Annotated in this window: 14 protein-coding genes and 1 pseudogene; 12 read left to right on the top strand and 3 right to left on the bottom strand. The window is 58.9% G+C overall.

Annotation, left to right across the window (positions count from 1 at the left end):
* Positions 1 to 42 precede the first annotated feature (42 nt).
* Positions 43 to 2,489, bottom strand: a pseudogene (gene hrpB / locus RZS32_RS04130) (ATP-dependent helicase HrpB).
* Between the two features lie 440 nt (positions 2,490 to 2,929).
* Here hrpB and meaB point away from each other — a divergent pair.
* The 8 genes from meaB to RZS32_RS04090 all read left to right on the top strand — a co-directional run bounded on the left by meaB (position 2,930) and on the right by RZS32_RS04090 (position 12,985).
* Complete coding sequence (meaB, locus tag RZS32_RS04125; RefSeq protein WP_317055765.1) at positions 2,930 to 3,910, top strand: methylmalonyl Co-A mutase-associated GTPase MeaB; 981 nt, start codon at positions 2,930 to 2,932, stop codon at positions 3,908 to 3,910.
* A gap of 435 nt (positions 3,911 to 4,345) precedes the next feature.
* Entirely contained in the window at positions 4,346 to 6,307 is a 1,962-nt protein-coding gene (gene acs, locus RZS32_RS04120; RefSeq protein ID WP_317055764.1) for an acetate--CoA ligase, read from the top strand.
* A gap of 2 nt (positions 6,308 to 6,309) precedes the next feature.
* Entirely contained in the window at positions 6,310 to 6,996 is a 687-nt protein-coding gene (locus RZS32_RS04115) for an adenylate kinase (RefSeq protein ID WP_317055763.1), read from the top strand.
* A 59-nt stretch (positions 6,997 to 7,055) separates the two neighbouring features.
* Entirely contained in the window at positions 7,056 to 7,316 is a 261-nt protein-coding gene (locus tag RZS32_RS04110) for a DUF4212 domain-containing protein (RefSeq protein ID WP_317055762.1), read from the top strand.
* Positions 7,317 to 7,320: 4 nt separating this feature from the next.
* The gene (locus RZS32_RS04105) at positions 7,321 to 9,105 is read left to right on the top strand and encodes a sodium:solute symporter family protein (protein WP_317055761.1); all 1,785 of its coding nucleotides are present in this window, start codon (positions 7,321 to 7,323) and stop codon (positions 9,103 to 9,105) included.
* Positions 9,106 to 9,209: 104 nt separating this feature from the next.
* Positions 9,210 to 11,030, top strand: coding sequence for a DUF294 nucleotidyltransferase-like domain-containing protein (locus RZS32_RS04100; protein WP_317055760.1), 1,821 nt, complete (start codon positions 9,210 to 9,212; stop codon positions 11,028 to 11,030).
* A 4-nt stretch (positions 11,031 to 11,034) separates the two neighbouring features.
* On the top strand, positions 11,035 to 11,553 hold the full coding sequence (locus RZS32_RS04095) for a hypothetical protein (protein WP_317055759.1): 519 nt from the start codon (positions 11,035 to 11,037) through the stop codon (positions 11,551 to 11,553).
* A gap of 1 nt (position 11,554) precedes the next feature.
* Positions 11,555 to 12,985 carry a 3'-5' exonuclease gene (locus RZS32_RS04090; RefSeq protein WP_317055758.1) on the top strand — a complete coding sequence of 477 codons (1,431 nt, stop codon included), beginning with the start codon at positions 11,555 to 11,557 and terminating at the stop codon, positions 12,983 to 12,985.
* On the opposite strand, the gene RZS32_RS04085 is transcribed toward RZS32_RS04090, so the two are convergent.
* Positions 12,963 to 13,883, bottom strand: a complete 921-nt coding sequence (locus RZS32_RS04085) for a manganese-dependent inorganic pyrophosphatase (RefSeq protein WP_317055757.1) — start codon at positions 13,881 to 13,883, stop codon at positions 12,963 to 12,965. The genes RZS32_RS04090 and RZS32_RS04085 overlap by 23 nt on opposite strands.
* 95 nt (positions 13,884 to 13,978) lie before the next feature.
* Here RZS32_RS04085 and RZS32_RS04080 point away from each other — a divergent pair, with 95 nt between their 5' ends.
* The 4 genes from RZS32_RS04080 to RZS32_RS04065 all read left to right on the top strand — a co-directional run bounded on the left by RZS32_RS04080 (position 13,979) and on the right by RZS32_RS04065 (position 16,247).
* Complete coding sequence (locus RZS32_RS04080; protein WP_317055756.1) at positions 13,979 to 14,638, top strand: DUF2161 domain-containing phosphodiesterase; 660 nt, start codon at positions 13,979 to 13,981, stop codon at positions 14,636 to 14,638.
* Entirely contained in the window at positions 14,638 to 15,330 is a 693-nt protein-coding gene (locus RZS32_RS04075) for an SGNH/GDSL hydrolase family protein (RefSeq protein ID WP_317055755.1), read from the top strand. Before RZS32_RS04080 ends, RZS32_RS04075 begins: the two co-directional genes overlap by 1 nt.
* Positions 15,331 to 15,396: 66 nt before the next feature.
* The gene (locus RZS32_RS04070; RefSeq protein WP_317055754.1) at positions 15,397 to 15,558 is read left to right on the top strand and encodes a hypothetical protein; all 162 of its coding nucleotides are present in this window, start codon (positions 15,397 to 15,399) and stop codon (positions 15,556 to 15,558) included.
* Positions 15,558 to 16,247 carry an MBL fold metallo-hydrolase gene (locus tag RZS32_RS04065; protein ID WP_317055753.1) on the top strand — a complete coding sequence of 230 codons (690 nt, stop codon included), beginning with the start codon at positions 15,558 to 15,560 and terminating at the stop codon, positions 16,245 to 16,247. The genes RZS32_RS04070 and RZS32_RS04065 overlap by 1 nt, the downstream gene beginning before the upstream one ends.
* A gap of 3 nt (positions 16,248 to 16,250) precedes the next feature.
* Here RZS32_RS04065 and RZS32_RS04060 read toward each other — a convergent pair whose 3' ends face one another.
* Positions 16,251 to 16,853, bottom strand: a complete 603-nt coding sequence (locus tag RZS32_RS04060) for an NAD(P)H-dependent oxidoreductase (protein WP_339106817.1) — start codon at positions 16,851 to 16,853, stop codon at positions 16,251 to 16,253.
* Positions 16,854 to 17,216: the final 363 nt, after the last annotated feature.

Below are 17,216 nucleotides of genomic sequence, written 5' to 3'. Positions count from 1 at the left end.
GGTCTGGCCATCGCGCGGCTCATGTCCCTTTTGGTTGAAGGGTTACCCCCGCCGCTTCACCCGCAACGTCGGGTCCGCCTCTCGCGGGTCCTCTGGCCAGGGGTGCTTTGGATACCGCCCGCGCATGTCTTTGCGCACGTCCGGGTAGGAATTCACCCAAAACCCGGGGATATCGAGCGTGGTTTGCACCGGGCGGCCTGCGGGGGACAGGAGCGTGACGCGCAGGGGGTGGCGCCCACCATGGGATGCGTGGTCTGGCCGAACATTTCCTGCAGGCGCAGGGAAATCTCGGGATGCTCACCGGAATAGTCGATGGGGATTTTGCGGCCCAGAGGCGTGGTGAAATGCGCCGGGGCGGCGGCGTCAACACGCTGCATCTGATCCCAGCTGAGCCGCGCGCGCAGGGCGTCTAGCATGTCAAACCGTCTCCAATCCTGGGCGGTCTTGACGCCGTTGAGATAGGGCAAGAGCCAGTCTTCAAGCTCTTCTAGAAGCGCCATGTCGGACATATCAGGTACGTCCTCACCAGCGTCCCGCAACAGCGCGACGCGCGCCACATACCGGCGCGCGGCGTCGGTCCATGTCAGCCCAAGGTCACGCACCCCGTCCAGCATGGCTTTGGCAATCTCTGCATCAGGCGCGTCTTTCCAAACACGGTCTTCGAGCACGAGTGCGCCAAATCGCTCTTGGCTGCGGGCGGTGACTTGACGAGAGCGCTTGTCCCATTGGCATGTGTTCTGCCATGCGATCTGATCACCGAAGCGCCCGCGCAGCTCGGCCTCGGACAGGGCAATCGCCTGTCGAATGCGCGCCTCACGCGGGTTGCCATCAAGATCCGTGACCACGATAAGCCGCGTGCCTGCCAGCGCATCGTCATCGGCCATCACAGCCCCTTTGCCACCTGACAAAACATAGCGCGGCGCATCTCCTTTGCGGCGCAGGCCAATGCGGTCGGGATAGGCAAGGGCCGCCATGTCCGCGTCGCTCAAGCCGGATGGGCTGGTTTGAACCTGCGACGACAGTCTTTTGGCTTCTTTCCGGATGCGGGCAAGGGACCCGGCGTTGGCGGGCCATGGGTGTCTTGCGGCATAGCTCTTGGCATCGCGCAGCGCGGCGAGGCGCAGCGACAGGTCACACGGCGCGCCGCGCGCAAGCGGATCACGGTCCGCGAGCAGAGCCGCCAGCAAGGCAGCCTCCGGGCCAGCGCGCTCCAGCATATGCGCGAGACGCGGGTGCAGCGGCAGACGGGCCAGTCGCTTGCCATGCGCAGTGATGCGCCCCGTGTCGTCCAGGGCCTGCAACATCTGCAAGAGCCCCTTTGCCTCGGCAAAACTGCCTGCATTGGGCTGCGTCAAAAGCGGCAGAGCTTCGGGCGTGGTGCCCCAAAGGGCCAGTTCCAGGGCCAGACCCGTGAGGTCCGCGGCCTCGATCTCTGCCGGGGGATAGGCCGGCAACGCGCCTTCCTCGGCCTTTGTCCAGAGCTTGTAACAGACACCTTCGGCCACGCGCCCCGCGCGCCCCTGACGTTGGGCGGCCTCGGCGCGGGTCACAGGCTCTGTCACCAGCCGCGACATGCCTGAGCCGGGGTCAAACCGTGCGCGCCGCGCTTTACCGCCATCCACAACAACGCGGATGTCTTCAATGGTGAGCGAGGTTTCAGCGATGGCTGTGGCCAGAACGACTTTGCGGCCGCCTTTCACTGGCGCAATCGCGGCCTGTTGCGCGGTAAAGGGCATGGCGCCGAAGAGGGGCTGCAGGTGGCAATCCTGAGGCAACCGATCCCTCAACGCCGACTCCAGACGGCGAATTTCCCCTTCTCCGGGGCAAAACACCAGAATGCCGCCTTGGGTGTCTTGCACGGCCTGCTGCACCAGATCAGCAAGGGCGGCGTCCCATCGGGTGTCTTTGTGCAGCGGGCGGGGGAGGTGACGGGTTTCCACCGGGAAACTGCGCCCCTCAGAGGTGATCACGGGCGCATGCATGAGATTGGCCACGGGTTCTGCGTCCAGCGTGGCGGACATCGCCAGCAGCATCAGATCATCCCGCAACGCCCCCGCCACTTCGAGGCACAGCGCGAGACCAAGGTCGGCATTGAGAGAGCGCTCGTGAAACTCGTCAAAGATGACGGTGCCAATGCCCTTGAGTTCCGGGTCGGATTGAATGCGGCGGGTCAGGATGCCTTCGGTCACAACTTCGATCTGCGTGGTGTCCGAGACCTTGGCGTCACCACGCACCCGGTAGCCTACCGTTTTGCCAACCGGCTCGCCCAGAGTTTGGGCCATCCGCTCGGCGGCGGCCCGCGCGGCAAGCCTGCGCGGCTCAAGCATGACAATGCGCCCCCGGCTCAGCCCGGATTTGAGGATTTCCAGGGGAACCACAGTCGTCTTACCCGCTCCGGGGGGCGCCTGAAGCACGGCACGCCCCTGATCTTGCAGGGCTTTCAGCAATGGCGCTATGGCATCTTGGATGGGCAGATGAGCATCTGTCATGCCAGACTTATCGGCGATGATGCTCTCGGTTTCCAGAGTGACAATTTATAGAGTTCTTGGCGCCCGGACACGCCTCTGGGGCTTTGACTGAGACTTATACCAAGCCGGGACCTGGGGATGGACCGAACCTGGTACAAGACGCATAACCCACGGTTGAGGCGTATCCGGACGCAGACCGGGGTCTGTGGCAGGATCGGGTTTGCGCGAGACGCGCAGATGACCCCGGGATAACGGAACTCGTTCTGACGGTGAGACTAACAGTCGAGGGCATTTCTGTCTGATGTCTCTGTTACTGTTGGCAAAAATCCGTTCAACTGCGCGCAAGACTCTGCCGAGGGCCCGTTCGCAGGACCACTGGACAATCTCTGTTGGACTAAGGCAAAAGGCAAAAGACCTTTGTTACAAGGCCGCGACTGATTGATTGAAGGACCAAGAGCGAAATGAGTGATACGCAAAAGCTTGCCGAGCGGCTTCTCGCCGGAGAGCGACGTGCGCTGGCGCGGGCGATCACTCTGATTGAAAGCGCGCGAGAAGATCATCGGGCAACGGCACGGGAGCTTCTGGAGCGACTCGGGCGCTCGGGACGACAGGCGGTACGGATCGGGCTTTCGGGCACGCCTGGTGTCGGAAAATCCACCTTCATCGAAGCTTTTGGCATGATGCTGACGGGGCAGGGCCTGCGTGTGGCGGTTCTGGCGGTTGATCCCAGTTCGGCACGCACGGGCGGCTCGATCCTGGGGGACAAAACCCGGATGGAGCGGCTTAGCCGGGATCCAAACGCCTTTATCCGTCCCAGCCCGAGCCAGACGCATTTGGGCGGCGTGGCGCGGCGTACGCGCGAAGCGGTTTCGCTCTGTGAGGCGTCTGGTTTTGACGTTGTCTTGATCGAGACCGTCGGCGTTGGGCAATCGGAAACCGTGGTGGCCGAAATGTGCGATTTGTTCCTGCTTTTGCTGGCCCCCGCGGGTGGCGATGAGCTTCAGGGGGTCAAGCGCGGGATCATGGAAATGGCTGATTTGATCCTCGTAAACAAGGCGGATGGTGATCTGAAACCTGCCGCGACACGGACCTGTTCCGACTATGCAGGTGCTCTCAGGCTGATGCGCAAGCGCCCGAATGACCCCGATGGTTTTCCCAAGGCGCTGATGGTCTCGGCCCTGCATGAAGAGGGGTTGAGAACCGCATGGGAAGAGATGCACGCGCTGATCAATTGGCGGCGGGAAAACGGGCATTTCGACCAGCGGCGTCAGATACAGGCGCAATATTGGTTTGAGCAGGAAGTGCGGCAGGGCCTTCTGTCGCGGCTGGAGACAGCTGAGGCACGCGAGGCTATGGCTCGGGCGGCCGAAGACGTCTCGTCAGGTCGAAAAACGCCGACTGCAGCAGCGGGAGAGGTGCTGGGCGCGCTCAAATACGAATGAGTGCCTTCACCAAGGGAGGGAAGCGTGAAATGCCCGATGCGTGTCTGGCAACGCGTGCTGCGCGGCTCAGGCATTTTCAGAATGAAGACGCGCTGAGAGAGCGTCGCGCGTTACGCACCTGAGTCGATGCGTCTGTGAGTGGCTTGACGATTTGTCGCAGGTTGAATATCTCTGCGTATGGCTTAAATCGGTATGCAATTGTATGCTGAATGGTGTTGCGCCCGCTTTCCACCTTGCGGAAAACATTCAAGAAAAACGCGATTTGTAAATAAAATTACGCTTTTCGAAAAGAACAGTTCATATTTTTTACAAATAAAAACCAATAATATCATGCACTAATTAATTAAATTTACTAAACGCCCTATGATGTCTCCAGCCATGTCTCTGAACCGCATTTGCGCCTTTCAGAGCACGCGCGCGATGAGGAGGAACATCATGAACGCACAGACTCAGCCGTCTTTCCCGCCGTCCGAAGACACCGTTTCACGCGCACATATTGATGCGCGCGGGTATGCGGACATGTATGCGGCCTCGATTTCCGATCCGGACGGGTTCTGGGCAGAACACGGCAAGCGGGTTGATTGGATCAAGCCCTTTTCCAAGGTCAAGAACACGTCTTTTGAGCCCGGCAATATCGACATTCAGTGGTTCGAGGATGGGACCCTGAACGTATCAGCCAATTGCATAGACCGGCATCTGGAAACACGTGGCGATCAGACGGCGATCATCTGGGAACCCGATGATCCCAGCACGCAGGACGCCAAGCACATCACGTATCGGGAATTGCACAGCTCGGTCTGCAAAATGGCCAACGTTCTGGAAGAGCTCGGCATTCGCAAGGGCGACCGGGTTGTCATTTACCTGCCGATGATCCCGGAAGCCGCCTACGCCATGCTGGCCTGCGCCCGCATTGGTGCAATCCACTCGATTGTGTTTGCCGGATTTTCGCCCGATGCATTGGGCGCGCGGGTGAACGGATGTGACGCGAAGCTGGTTATCACAGCTGACTATGCTCCGCGTGGGGGTCGTGAAACACCGCTCAAATCGAACACGGATGCAGCCCTTCTGCACTGTAAGGACAGCGTGAAATGTCTCGTTGTAAAGCGCACTGGAGGTCAAACGACCTGGACCGACCGTGACTATGATTATGGCGAGATGATGCTGGAGGCGTCAGATTATTGCGCGCCTGCGGAAATGAGCGCCGAGGACCCGCTCTTCATTCTCTACACCAGCGGCAGTACGGGCCAGCCTAAAGGCGTGGTGCATACATCCGGTGGGTATCTCGTGTATGCCGCGATGACGCATGAATACGTGTTTGACTATCACGACGGTGATGTTTTCTGGTGCACTGCCGATGTGGGCTGGGTCACTGGACACAGCTACATTGTTTACGGCCCTCTGGCCAATGGCGCGACGACCATCATGTTCGAAGGCGTGCCCACCTATCCCGACGCGGGACGCTTCTGGGAAGTCTGTGCCAAGCACAAGGTGAATCAATTCTACACGGCACCAACGGCTATTCGCGCGCTCATGGGGGCTGGCAATGACTGGGTCGAAAAGCACGATCTGTCGAACCTGCGGCTTCTGGGGTCGGTCGGTGAGCCGATCAATCCTGAGGCCTGGACCTGGTACAATGATGTTGTCGGCAAAGGGAACTGCCCGATTGTCGATACGTTCTGGCAGACCGAAACCGGTGGCCACATGCTGACGCCCCTGCCGGGGGCCACAACGCTGAAACCCGGTGCCGCGCAACAGCCGTTCTTTGGTGTGCAGCCGGTGGTTCTTGATCCGCAAAGCGGTGTTGAGATCGATGGCAACGGTATCGAGGGCGTTCTTTGCATGCGCGACAGCTGGCCCGGTCAGATGCGTACCGTTTGGGGCGATCATGAGCGGTTCGAGAAGACGTATTTCAGCGACTACAAGGGGTATTATTTCTCAGGTGATGGCTGTCGCCGGGACGAGGATGGCGATTACTGGATCACGGGCCGCGTCGATGATGTGATCAACGTCTCTGGTCACCGGATGGGCACGGCCGAGGTTGAAAGCGCGCTGGTCGCCCATGCCAAGGTCGCTGAAGCCGCTGTGGTGGGGTATCCGCATGACGTCAAGGGGCAGGGCATCTACGCCTATGTCACGTTGATGGGCAGTGAGGCGCCTTCGGACGAACTGCGCAAAGAGCTTGAAGTTTGGGTTCGCACCGAAATTGGCCCGATTGCCAAGCCGGACCTGATCCAATGGGCCCCCGGTCTTCCCAAAACCCGTTCAGGCAAGATCATGCGCCGCATCCTGCGCAAGATTGCTGAGGACGATTTTGGAAGCCTGGGCGATACCTCGACCCTGGCCGATCCATCGGTCGTGGATGACCTGATCGACAACCGTATGAACCGGAGGGTGTAACCATGGATGGCACAACCACACCCACGACCGCGCCTGTTCTCATTCTGCTTGGACCACCGGGGGCCGGAAAGGGCACGCAGGCCCGTCTTCTGGAAGAAAAGCATGGTCTGGTGCAACTATCGACCGGGGATCTTTTGCGTGCTGCTGTGGCTGCGGGCACAGAGGCTGGCAAGCAAGCCAAGGCTGTTATGGAAGCCGGCGAGCTGGTCAGTGACGACATCGTCATCGCAATCCTGCGCGATCGTCTGACTGAACCCGATTGCGCCAGTGGCGTGATCCTTGATGGGTTTCCGCGCACAACGGTTCAGGCCGAGGCGCTGGATGCGTTGTTGGAAGAAACCGGCCAGCGGATCAATGCGGCGATCAGCCTGGAGGTTGATGACGCGGCAATGGTCACGCGGATCACACAACGCTTTACCTGCGGCGGCTGCGGAGAAGGGTATCATGAAACCTTCAAACCAACCGCAAAGCCCGGCGTCTGTGACAAATGCGGCTCGACCGATATGAAGCGCCGTGCGGATGACACTGCGGAAACCGTGACACAGCGGCTAGAGGCCTACCATGCCCAGACCGCGCCGCTCATCACCTATTACGACGGCAAAGATGCGTTAAGCCGCGTCGATGCCATGGAGGCGATCGACAAGATCGCGTCCGATCTAAGCGCTGTTGTGTCCAGAGCCACAGAATAAAGCGCATCATAACAAGGCCCTCAAGGGTCTCAGGAACACTTTCAAGAGAGGACAAACCCATGTCTCAAAACGATGAAAGCAACGCGTATTGGTCTGCCAATGTGCGTCTCATCCTGATCAGCCTCGTCATCTGGGCGCTGGTCTCTTTCGGGTTCGGGATCATCCTGCGCCCTGCGCTGGCGGGCATTTCCGTCGGCGGCACCGATCTTGGCTTCTGGTTCGCCCAGCAAGGCTCGATCCTGGTCTTCCTGGCGCTGATCTTTTTCTACGCCTGGCGGATGAACAGGCTGGATCAAGAACACGGCGTGGACGAGGAATAAAACCATGGATCAGTTTACACTCAATCTGCTGTTTGTGGGCGCGAGTTTCGCGCTCTATATCGGCATCGCGATCTGGGCTCGTGCCGGGTCCACTTCAGAATTCTACGCTGCGGGTCGCGGCGTGCATCCGGTCACCAACGGGATGGCGACGGCGGCTGACTGGATGTCGGCGGCCTCTTTCATCTCGATGGCTGGCCTCATCGCCTTTACCGGCTATGACAACTCGTCCTTCCTGATGGGCTGGACGGGTGGCTATGTGCTTCTGGCACTTCTCCTGGCACCGTATCTGCGCAAATTCGGCAAGTTCACCGTGTCCGAGTTCATCGGCGACCGGTTCTACTCCAAGACCGCGCGCATGGTGGCCGTGATATGTCTGCTGGTGGCCTCGATCACCTATGTGATTGGTCAGATGCAGGGCGTGGGCATTGCCTTTGGTCGTTTCCTTGAAATCGACGCGTTCTGGGGTCTGCTGATCGGGTCCTGCGTTGTGTTTGCCTATGCAGTGTTCGGCGGCATGAAGGGTGTGACCTACACTCAGGTCGCTCAGTATTGTGTTCTGATCACCGCTTACACGATTCCGGCAGTGTTTATTTCCCTGCAACTGACAGGCAATCCGATCCCGGCTCTTGGCCTCTTTGGAACAGTCGAAAGTGGTGAGCCGCTTCTGGCTAAGCTGGACGCGATCGTGACTGACCTTGGCTTCAAGGAATACACTGCCGCGCATGGCTCGACCATCAACATGGTGCTCTTCACCCTGTCGCTGATGATCGGCACGGCTGGTTTGCCACACGTCATCATGCGCTTCTTCACTGTCCCCAAAGTCTCTGACGCTCGCTGGTCGGCTGGTTGGACGCTGGTGTTCATCGCCCTGCTTTACCTGACGGCTCCTGCTGTGGGTGCGATGGCGCGGCTGAACATCTCAGAGCTGATGTGGCCCAATGGAACGGATGGCGCCGCTGTGAGTGTCGAACAGATCGAGACAGCGCCGGAATACGCGTGGATGGCCACGTGGCAGAAAACCGGGTTGCTCGGCTGGGAAGACAAAAACGGCGATGGCATGATCCAGTATTACAACGATGCCAACGAGGAGCTTCAGGCCAAGGCCGCGGAGAATGGGTGGGAAGGCAATGAGCTGACCAACTTCAACCGCGATATCCTGGTGCTGGCCAACCCCGAGATTGCATCCCTACCGGGATGGGTCATCGGTCTGGTGGCGGCAGGTGGTCTTGCGGCGGCTCTGTCCACGGCGGCGGGTCTGTTGCTGGCGATCTCATCGGCGGTCAGTCACGACCTCCTGAAAGGTCAGTTAACGCCAAACATGTCCGAGAAGTCCGAGCTACTGGCCGCGCGTATCTCGATGGCAGCCGCCATTGTGGTCGCGGTGATCCTTGGGCTCAATCCCCCGGGATTTGCGGCGCAAACCGTGGCGCTCGCCTTTGGTCTTGCAGCGGCCTCGATCTTCCCGGCGCTGATGATGGGTATCTTCTCGACCCGCATCAACAATGTCGGTGCCGTTGCAGGCATGCTGGCAGGTCTCGTGGTCACTTTGCTCTATATCTTCCTGCACAAAGGCTGGTTCTTCATCCCGGACACCAATGCGTTCACGGATGCTGATCCCCTCCTGGGGCCGGTCAAGTCCACCTCCTTCGGTGCCATCGGTGCCATGGTGAACTTCATCGTTGCCTATGTGGTTTCGGGTATGACCAAAGAGACACCACAAGAGATCAAGGATCTCGTGGCGAGTGTACGTGTCCCACGTGGCGCAGGCACAGCAGTTGAAGGCCACTAGGCTTGTGATCTGCACCGTCGCGGTGTTCGCGACGGTGTGCCGTCTGTAAACTCGGTCCTGTCCGCCACATGGTGGGCAGGACCACATTGCATAAGGCCCAAGACATGTCCCTTTCGGCTTCGCTGACTCATTTCCTTGGCTCTGTTCACCCCTATGACAGCCTGTCAAAAAGCGATCTAGACGTGCTCATAGAACACTGCACGGCGCAGGACTATTCTGTGGGGCAGGCCGTATTCGAGACTGGTGATACGGTAGAAAACCTTTACATCGTCGTGTCCGGCGAGATCGAGATCAAGGACGAGACTGGTGTTCAGCTCTCTCTATTAGGTCCGCGCAACTCCTTTGGCGAGCGGGCCATTCTGCGCGAAGATGTCGCCAGTCGAACGGCAAAAGTCACAGCCGATGCAACCCTGATCTGCATGCCATCCAAGGCTTTGTTCGATCTGATCGACACCTCGCCGAAAGTCGCCCGTTTTTTTGATCGCCGCCGTCCGGCGCGGGCTGACCGCAAGGACTTGACGACACTGCCGGTTGAAGAACTGATGTCGCGCAACCCTGTGATCTGCGCGCCGGATACCCTGATCCGCGACGCGGCGGCCCGAATGCATGACCACAGAATTTCTTCGATCTGCGTTGTGGATGATGCAGGTATTCGCGGCATCGTCACCGTGCGCGACATGAACGGCAGTGTTGTGGCCAAGGGCGCGGACACAGGGGCACCCGTCTCCACCATCATGACCGCCGACCCACTGACGCTTGGGCCGGATGCGCTGGGCACCGATGTGCTGCACCTGATGATGGAGCGCGGCATTGGTCATATTCCGATTGTCGATGGCACCAAGCTTGTTGGCATTGTCACGCAAACCGATCTGACACGCGTTCAGGCGTTGTCATCGGGAACTTTGGTTGGTCGCATAGCCAAGGCGCAGGATGCGGCCAGCATGGCGCGTGTGACCGCCGAAATCCCGCAGCTCCTGGCGCAGCTTGTCGGGACAGGCAACCGGCATGATGTGGTCACGCGGCTGATTACAGACATCGCGGATTGCGTCACGCGCCGTCTGCTTGCCTTGGCTGAAGCACAGCTTGGCCCGGCACCGGTGCCTTATCTCTGGCTTGCCTGTGGCTCTCAAGGACGGCAGGAGCAGACCGGTGTGTCGGACCAGGACAACTGTCTCATCCTTTCCGACGATGCGACCGAGGCGGACATGGCCTATTTTGCAGAGCTCGCAAAATTCGTGAGCGATGGTCTCGATACCTGCGGATACTTCTACTGCCCCGGCGACATGATGGCGACCAATGCGCGCTGGTGTCAGCCCGTGCATGTCTGGCGCGACTACTTCAAAGGATGGATTGCGAAGCCTAATCCAGAGGCGCAGATGCTGGCCTCGGTCATGTTTGACCTGCGCCCCATTGGCGGCGAGGAAAGCCTGTTTGCCGAGTTGCAGTCGGACACATTGGGAAAAGCCTCCAAGAACTCGATCTTCGTGGCGCATATGATTTCAAATTCGCTTAAGCATCATCCGCCGCTCGGGCTCTTGCGGGGGTTGGCAACAATCCGGTCCGGTGAACACAGAAATCACCTGGACCTCAAGCACAACGGGGTCGTGCCCATTGTTGATCTGGGTCGTATCTATGCGCTTCAGGGCAAGCTCAAACCGGTCAATACCCGCGCGCGGCTGGACGCTGCGCAAGCTGCGGGAATACTCTCTGAGTCCGGCGGTGCGGACTTGCTGGATGCCTATGATGCCATTGCAACTCTGCGGCTTGAACATCAGGCCACACTGGTCAAGGCGGGTGAACACCCGGACAATTTTCTCGATCCCTCTGACCTCTCGGACTTCGAGCGCAGCCATCTCCGAGATGCGTTCGTTGTTGTCAAAACGATGCAATCGTCTGTGTCATCCGGGAAAGGCACGTTAGGATAAGCGCATGTTTCTAGAACTTATCGCTACCATCTTTGCCGGGATCGCCTGTGCCGGGGTTGCCATGCTACTCAATATTGCAACCGGTCGGCGTTTGCCGCGCTGGCTTATGCCGGTCGCTGCCGGGCTTGGCATGATCGGCATGACTATTTCCAACGAATACACATGGTTCGACAGAACCGTTGAACGCCTTCCTCAAGGTGTTGAGGTCGCCATGACGGTCGAGGAACAAAGCTGGCTTCGCCCCTGGACGCAGTTCTGGCCCTACACCAAGCGTTTTGTCGCCGTCGACACCGCTACGGCGCGCAGCAATGAAAACCTGCCGGATCAGCGGCTGGCGGACATATACTTCTTTGGCCGCTGGTCGCCTGTGAACCAGGCGCCGATGCTCTATGACTGTGCGGGGGCAAAATCCGCGCTTCTGATAGATGGCGCATCCTTTGCAGAAGATGGGACAGTGACCAATGCCGATTGGCAATCCATGCCACCGGATGATCCGATCCTGAAACTGGTGTGTGAGACCTGACATGTTCACCCGTCTCAGCCTTCGCCTGCGCATTTTCCTGTTCTTCGGCCTTTTGGCGTTGGGTGCGGCGCTGTTGGCGGCTGGGGCGCTTTACTTCGGCTGGGCGCGCGCCGAAACGGGGGTGCCATCGGCCCCCTTTGTCACAGCACTTATCCTGTTTGCTTTTCTCAACACGGCCCTGATCGCGGGCATCTGGCTTTTGTTCGATGAGAACGTCGCCAAGCCAATTGATAAGCTCGCCTCCGAGTTGCGGCTTCGTGCGCATTCAGGTGTCGACAAGGAAGTTGAAACCGACGCCGCCAAGTACCTTGGTGATCTGGCTCCTGCCGCCAATGCCGTCTCGGCGACGCTGAACACAAATGTTGTGGATACGGCCGCGCAGGTTGCCCGCGAAACCGAACGGCTTCAGGCCGAAACGGCGCGACTTACCGCGCTTTTGACAGAGATCCCACTCGCCACGATCCTGGTCAATCCGGCGCATGAAATTGTGCTCTACGATGGTCAGGCCGCTGAAGTGCTTGCACAGATCGCGCCACCGCGTCTGAAAGCGCCGTTGACGGACTATTTCGACGCTGAAGGCCTTGCAAGTGCTCAAGCGAAACTGGCCAAGGCCGACGCGGAAATATCCACTCAGCTTGCAGATCTTTCCGGCGAACGCTCCTTCAATGTCAGCCTGAAGCCATTGGCAACCAACGGGTATATGCTCATCCTGGACGCCAAAACCGTCGACACCGGCTCTCGCAGCCCGCGTCCACTGGTCTATGATTTCGATTTACTGGACAGTGGCCAAACCGTTGACATTATGAATACAGAACTTCGGTCTTTGTGTTTCGTCGCGTTTGACACCGAAACCACAGGTCTGTCTCCCCAGACTGATGATGTTGTTCAAATCGGTGCCGTTCGCGTGTTGAATGGCCGTATTGTCGCGGGTGAGATTTTGGACAGCTATGTCAATCCAGGCCGCCCCATTCCACCAGCCTCGACCAAAGTGCACCGTGTCACAAATGACCATGTGCGCGGTGCGCCGGATTTCGTCACCGCCGGCCGACAACTTCATCACTTTGCCCGCGACGCGGTTCTTGTGGCCCACAATGCGCCGTTTGACCTTGCCTTTCTTCACCGGTTCGCAGCGCAAATGGATGTAGAATGGAGCCATCCCGTTTTAGATACAGTGCTGCTGTCTGCCGTGGTTTTTGGAACAACGGAGCAGCATTCTCTAGATGCGCTCTGCAATCGGCTTTCCGTCAGCATACCAGCAGAGTTGCGCCACACTGCCTTGGGCGACGCTCAGGCAACCGCGGAGGCGTTGGTCAAACTGATCCCGCTGTTGGAGGGCAAAGGTCTTGTCACCTTTGGAGATGTCATCGCTGAGACCAAAAAGCACGGTCGCCTTCTAAAAGATATGAACCTTACACCGCCAAATTCGGGATGATCTGTTTCTTGCGGCTCATGATGCCGGGCAGGACAACGGCGTCGCCGCTCACGGATGCGCCAAAGCTTTTCTCGGCGACAGTTTTGACCAAGTCGTTGGGCACCAGAAGCGTGGCTTCTTCGTTAAGGATGTCGACAACAAAGAGCAGCACCTGATCGACACCGTCCTCGGCGGCCACATCCGACATGGAGGCCATCAGGCTATCCTTGCGGTTGAGCACCATGTCGGGCGCCGTGGTTTCCAGAACGGAGACGCGGAATTTGGTGTCGCCGACGCCGTATTCCTTGCTGTCCATGCGCAACAGCTCGGCATCGGAAAAGGCGCTGACATCGGATTTGGCGGCGAACATGTCTGAGGCGTAGTCCGAGATCGAAATACCCAGATCCGCAGCCAGTTTTTCGGCCACGGTGCGGTCATGGTCCGTCGTGGTGGGCGAGCGGAATTCCAGCGTGTCGCTGAGAATGCAGGTGAGTGCCGCGCCTTTGGCCCAGTCGGGCATTTTGGCAGCGTCGTCGCCCATCAGATCGACCATGATCGTCGCAGTGCAGGCCAGCGGGCGCACGGTGATGTCGATGGGGCCTTTGGTCTCCAGACCTCCCACCAGCTTGTGGTGGTCGATGATGGCCTGAACATCCGCGCCATTGATATTGGCAGGAAGCTCGGCGGGGTTGTTGGTGTCGACAATCACGCAGGGCTGATCGTCGGCCACATCCTCGATGATGCGTGGCTTGGGCAGGTCCCATTTTTCCAGCATAAAGGCGGCTTCGGTGTTCGGCTCTCCTAACAGAACTGCTTCGGCATTACCGCCTTGGATCTCGTTGAGATACCACGCCCAGAGGATGGGGGATCCTGTGCTGTCAGTGTCGGGAGATTTGTGGCCAAATACGAGCGTGGTCATGGACGTGTCCTGTACCTTGAATGAAAGAATTTGCGCGCCTTATAGGCTTGCTTTGAGGGCTTGTCACCCACCTCGGCTGCGGCCAAATTGCATGCATGTCGCATCTGCGTGAAACTGATCTCTATCCTCCTGTCAAAGCATGGCTGGAAGGTCAGGGCTATGAGGTAAAATCCGAAGTGGGCGCGGCGGATGTCGTTGGGGTAAAGCTGGCGCAGGATCCGGTGATTGTTGAGCTCAAAACCGGGTTTTCTCTGACGCTTTTGCACCAGGCGGTGGCGCGGCAGGCGGTGACCGATCATGTCTATGTTGCTGTGCCGCGCTGGAAGGGCAAGGCGGGCTGGCGCACGTTTAAGGGCAATGTGGGGTTGTGCAAACGTCTGGGGCTGGGGGTGCTGAGCGTGCAAGTCAAAGACAGCGCGCTTCAGGTGCATTGCGATCCCACGCCGTTCAAGCCACGCAAGTCCAAAGTGAAGCAAGCGCGTCTGATCAAAGAGTTTACAGCACGCGACGGTGATCCGAATCTCGGTGGTACGCGAGGCCAGGTTCAGACGGCCTATAAGCAGGATGTAGAGAAATGTGCGGCCTACCTTGCGCAACATGGTCCGTGTTCAGGGGCCGAGATTGCGCGGGAAACTGGAGTCACACGGGCCACGCGGATCATGGCGGACAATCATTCCGGCTGGTTTTTTCGTGCAGCACGGGGTGTGTATGCGCTGAGCGAGGCCGGGCTTAAATCGCGAAAGGGTCAGTCCTGATGCGCGATCTGGCTTTGACGCTCGCCCTTGCGCCGATCCTCATCCCGCAGGTCGCCTGGGTTCGCTTTCGCGCCGCGCGCTTGCAGGAGGCGGCCGGGCCGCGAGAGGGCGTCGCGGGTAATGGCCCTCCCTTGCGGCTTTTGGTTTTGGGCGACAGTTCGGCCGCGGGTGTTGGCGTGACACATCAAGAAGATGCGCTGATCGGGCGGTTGGTGGCGCGGTTGGCACAGCGCCACCAGGTGAGCTGGCGACTGGTTGCGCGCTGTGGGGCGACCACGACAACGGTGTTGCAGAACCTGGAGGCCGAGTCCGAAGCCCGGTTCGACATCGCGGTCATTGCTTTGGGCGTGAATGATTCCAAAAATGGCATGTCGCGCAGTCGGTGGCAGAAAAATTACAAAGACCTGATCATGCTTTTGCAAAGGTGCTTTGGCGTGCGTGAGGTCTACGCCACGGCTGTGCCTCCGTTGGGTGAGTTTCCGCTTTTGCCAGCACCTCTTCGTACTGTGCTGGGGCGCCGTGCGACCTTCTTTGACGAGGACCTGCGCCGCATTGCTTCATATCAAGATGCTGTGCGATACGTGCCGTTCGACTTTCCAATGGACACAAATCTGATGGCAGAGGACGGGTTTCATCCCGGACCGGTGATCTACGATCGCTGGGCGGCGCGCGTGGCTGAGATGATTGGCTGACGGCTCGACATTCCTGCTTCTGCGATGCAGGCTGAAGCGATCCCTTTCGAGACAAGGAGAAAGCCCATGCTATGTCGGATCGGTGCGATTGAGATTTGGCGCGCGCTTGATCTCTATGGTCCATTTCTGGCGCCTGAAGAGTTGTTCCCGACGGCTGGCCCGGATGTGGCCCATGTAATTGAGACGCATGTTCCGGGGGCGTTTGCGCCAAAACCGGAGGGCTTTTGATGCCGGTGCAGGGGTTTTTGCTCAAGACACCGGATCATGTGATCCTGATCGACACCTGCGTGGGCAATCATAAGACCGCACCCAGCTTTCCGGATTGGCATCAGCGGGATGACACACGGTTTCTGGCCGGGTTGACGGCGGCTGGGATCGAGCCCGGTGATGTGGATTACGTGCTCTGCACGCATTTGCATGTGGATCACGTGGGCTGGAACACGCAGCTTTTAGATGGCCGTTGGGTGCCGACCTTCCCGAATGCCAAATACCTTCTGCCCAAGGCGGACGAGCCCTATTACCGCGAAAATGCTCAGGCCATGTATCAAGAGAGTATTTTGCCGGTCATAGAGGCCGGGCAAGCGGAGTTTGTGGAGGGCGCGCATGCCCTTGGGGACTACGTGACGCTGATGCCAACGCCTGGTCACACGGCGGGGCATGTCTCTGTCCTGATCAAGGCGGACGACAAAGAGGCGATCATCACTGGGGATGCGATCCATTCGGCGGCGCAATGCTGGCATCCCGAGTGGCATTTCAAGTTCGATCAGGATGCGAAGCAGGCGGTTGCGTCCCGACGCGCCTTGCTGGAGGCCGCGTGTGAGGCGGACCGACGCGTGTTGGGCACGCATTTTCAACTGCCGTCGATTGGCAGGGTGCGCGCCAAAGGGGATGCGTTTGCGTGGGATGAGGACGGGTGAGGGCTAGAGCGGCGGTTTGAGCGAAGCTCCGATGTCATAGGCCCTGTTCAGCAAAGCCTTGCGCCGCGCGTCGGATCCGGTTGACCCATTCAGGATCTGCAAGTCGCGTTGGGTAAATCCGAAATAGCCAAACGTGCCTTTCATCCAGGCGGTGTCGAGCGCGGCAAGATAGCCTTCCGTTTCCATCTCGTCAGAACGTGCCCCGGCAGGGACCAATAGAACACCAGTGCGCGGGCGTTGCAGCGATTTCTCGGGGTCGTCGAGCTGATCATAGGCCCAGCCCCAAGACCAGACCCGGTCCACCCAGCCCTTGGTCATCGCAGGCATGCCCCACCAGAAGAGTGGGAAGACAAAACAAATCGCATCCGCCCGCGCGATGCGCGTCTGCTCCTTTTGCACATCACTCGGGGCCGTATCGCCATCATCGGCCTCAATATCGGCCATGGACCAGCAGGGGTCGAACCCTTCGGCATTCAGATCGGCCAGCTCTGTGGAATGCCCGGCCGCTTCAGCCCCGGACATGAATTGCTGTGCCACTGCAGCGCTGAACGAGTCCGGGTTCGGGTGATCAAGGACGGTGAGGACGTGCATATTTGAGCGTTGCATGGGTTAAGTCGCTTGTGAAGCGCGAAGTGCGGGCAGACGGGTGAAGCCACTTTTGGGTAACAGCGACCAAAGTTACCAAAGTCGTTTATAGACCATATGTAGACATAGATTCAGCAAATTGTATTGTTCAGGCAAATAGAACCTGAGTGACTAATTCATGTATGTTCCGCGTACATTTCATGAGCGATTTATCCCAACTAAAGGCCTGAAAATGCTCTTCATCCATACTCCCAAGTGCGGCGGCAGCACTGTGGGCAGTGCGTTTGGCAATAGGTTTCGGAAATGCGTTTCAGTGCGGACCAAAGAACTCAAGGGTCATTTGACGTGGATGGAGTATCGTGAATGCCTTCCAATCTTGGGCTG

Source organism: Roseovarius sp. W115 (assembly GCF_032842945.2).
GTDB classification, from domain to species: domain Bacteria; phylum Pseudomonadota; class Alphaproteobacteria; order Rhodobacterales; family Rhodobacteraceae; genus Roseovarius; species Roseovarius rhodophyticola.
Note: the sequence above shows the minus strand (reverse complement) of the source record. Positions and strands in the feature narration are given on the sequence as shown.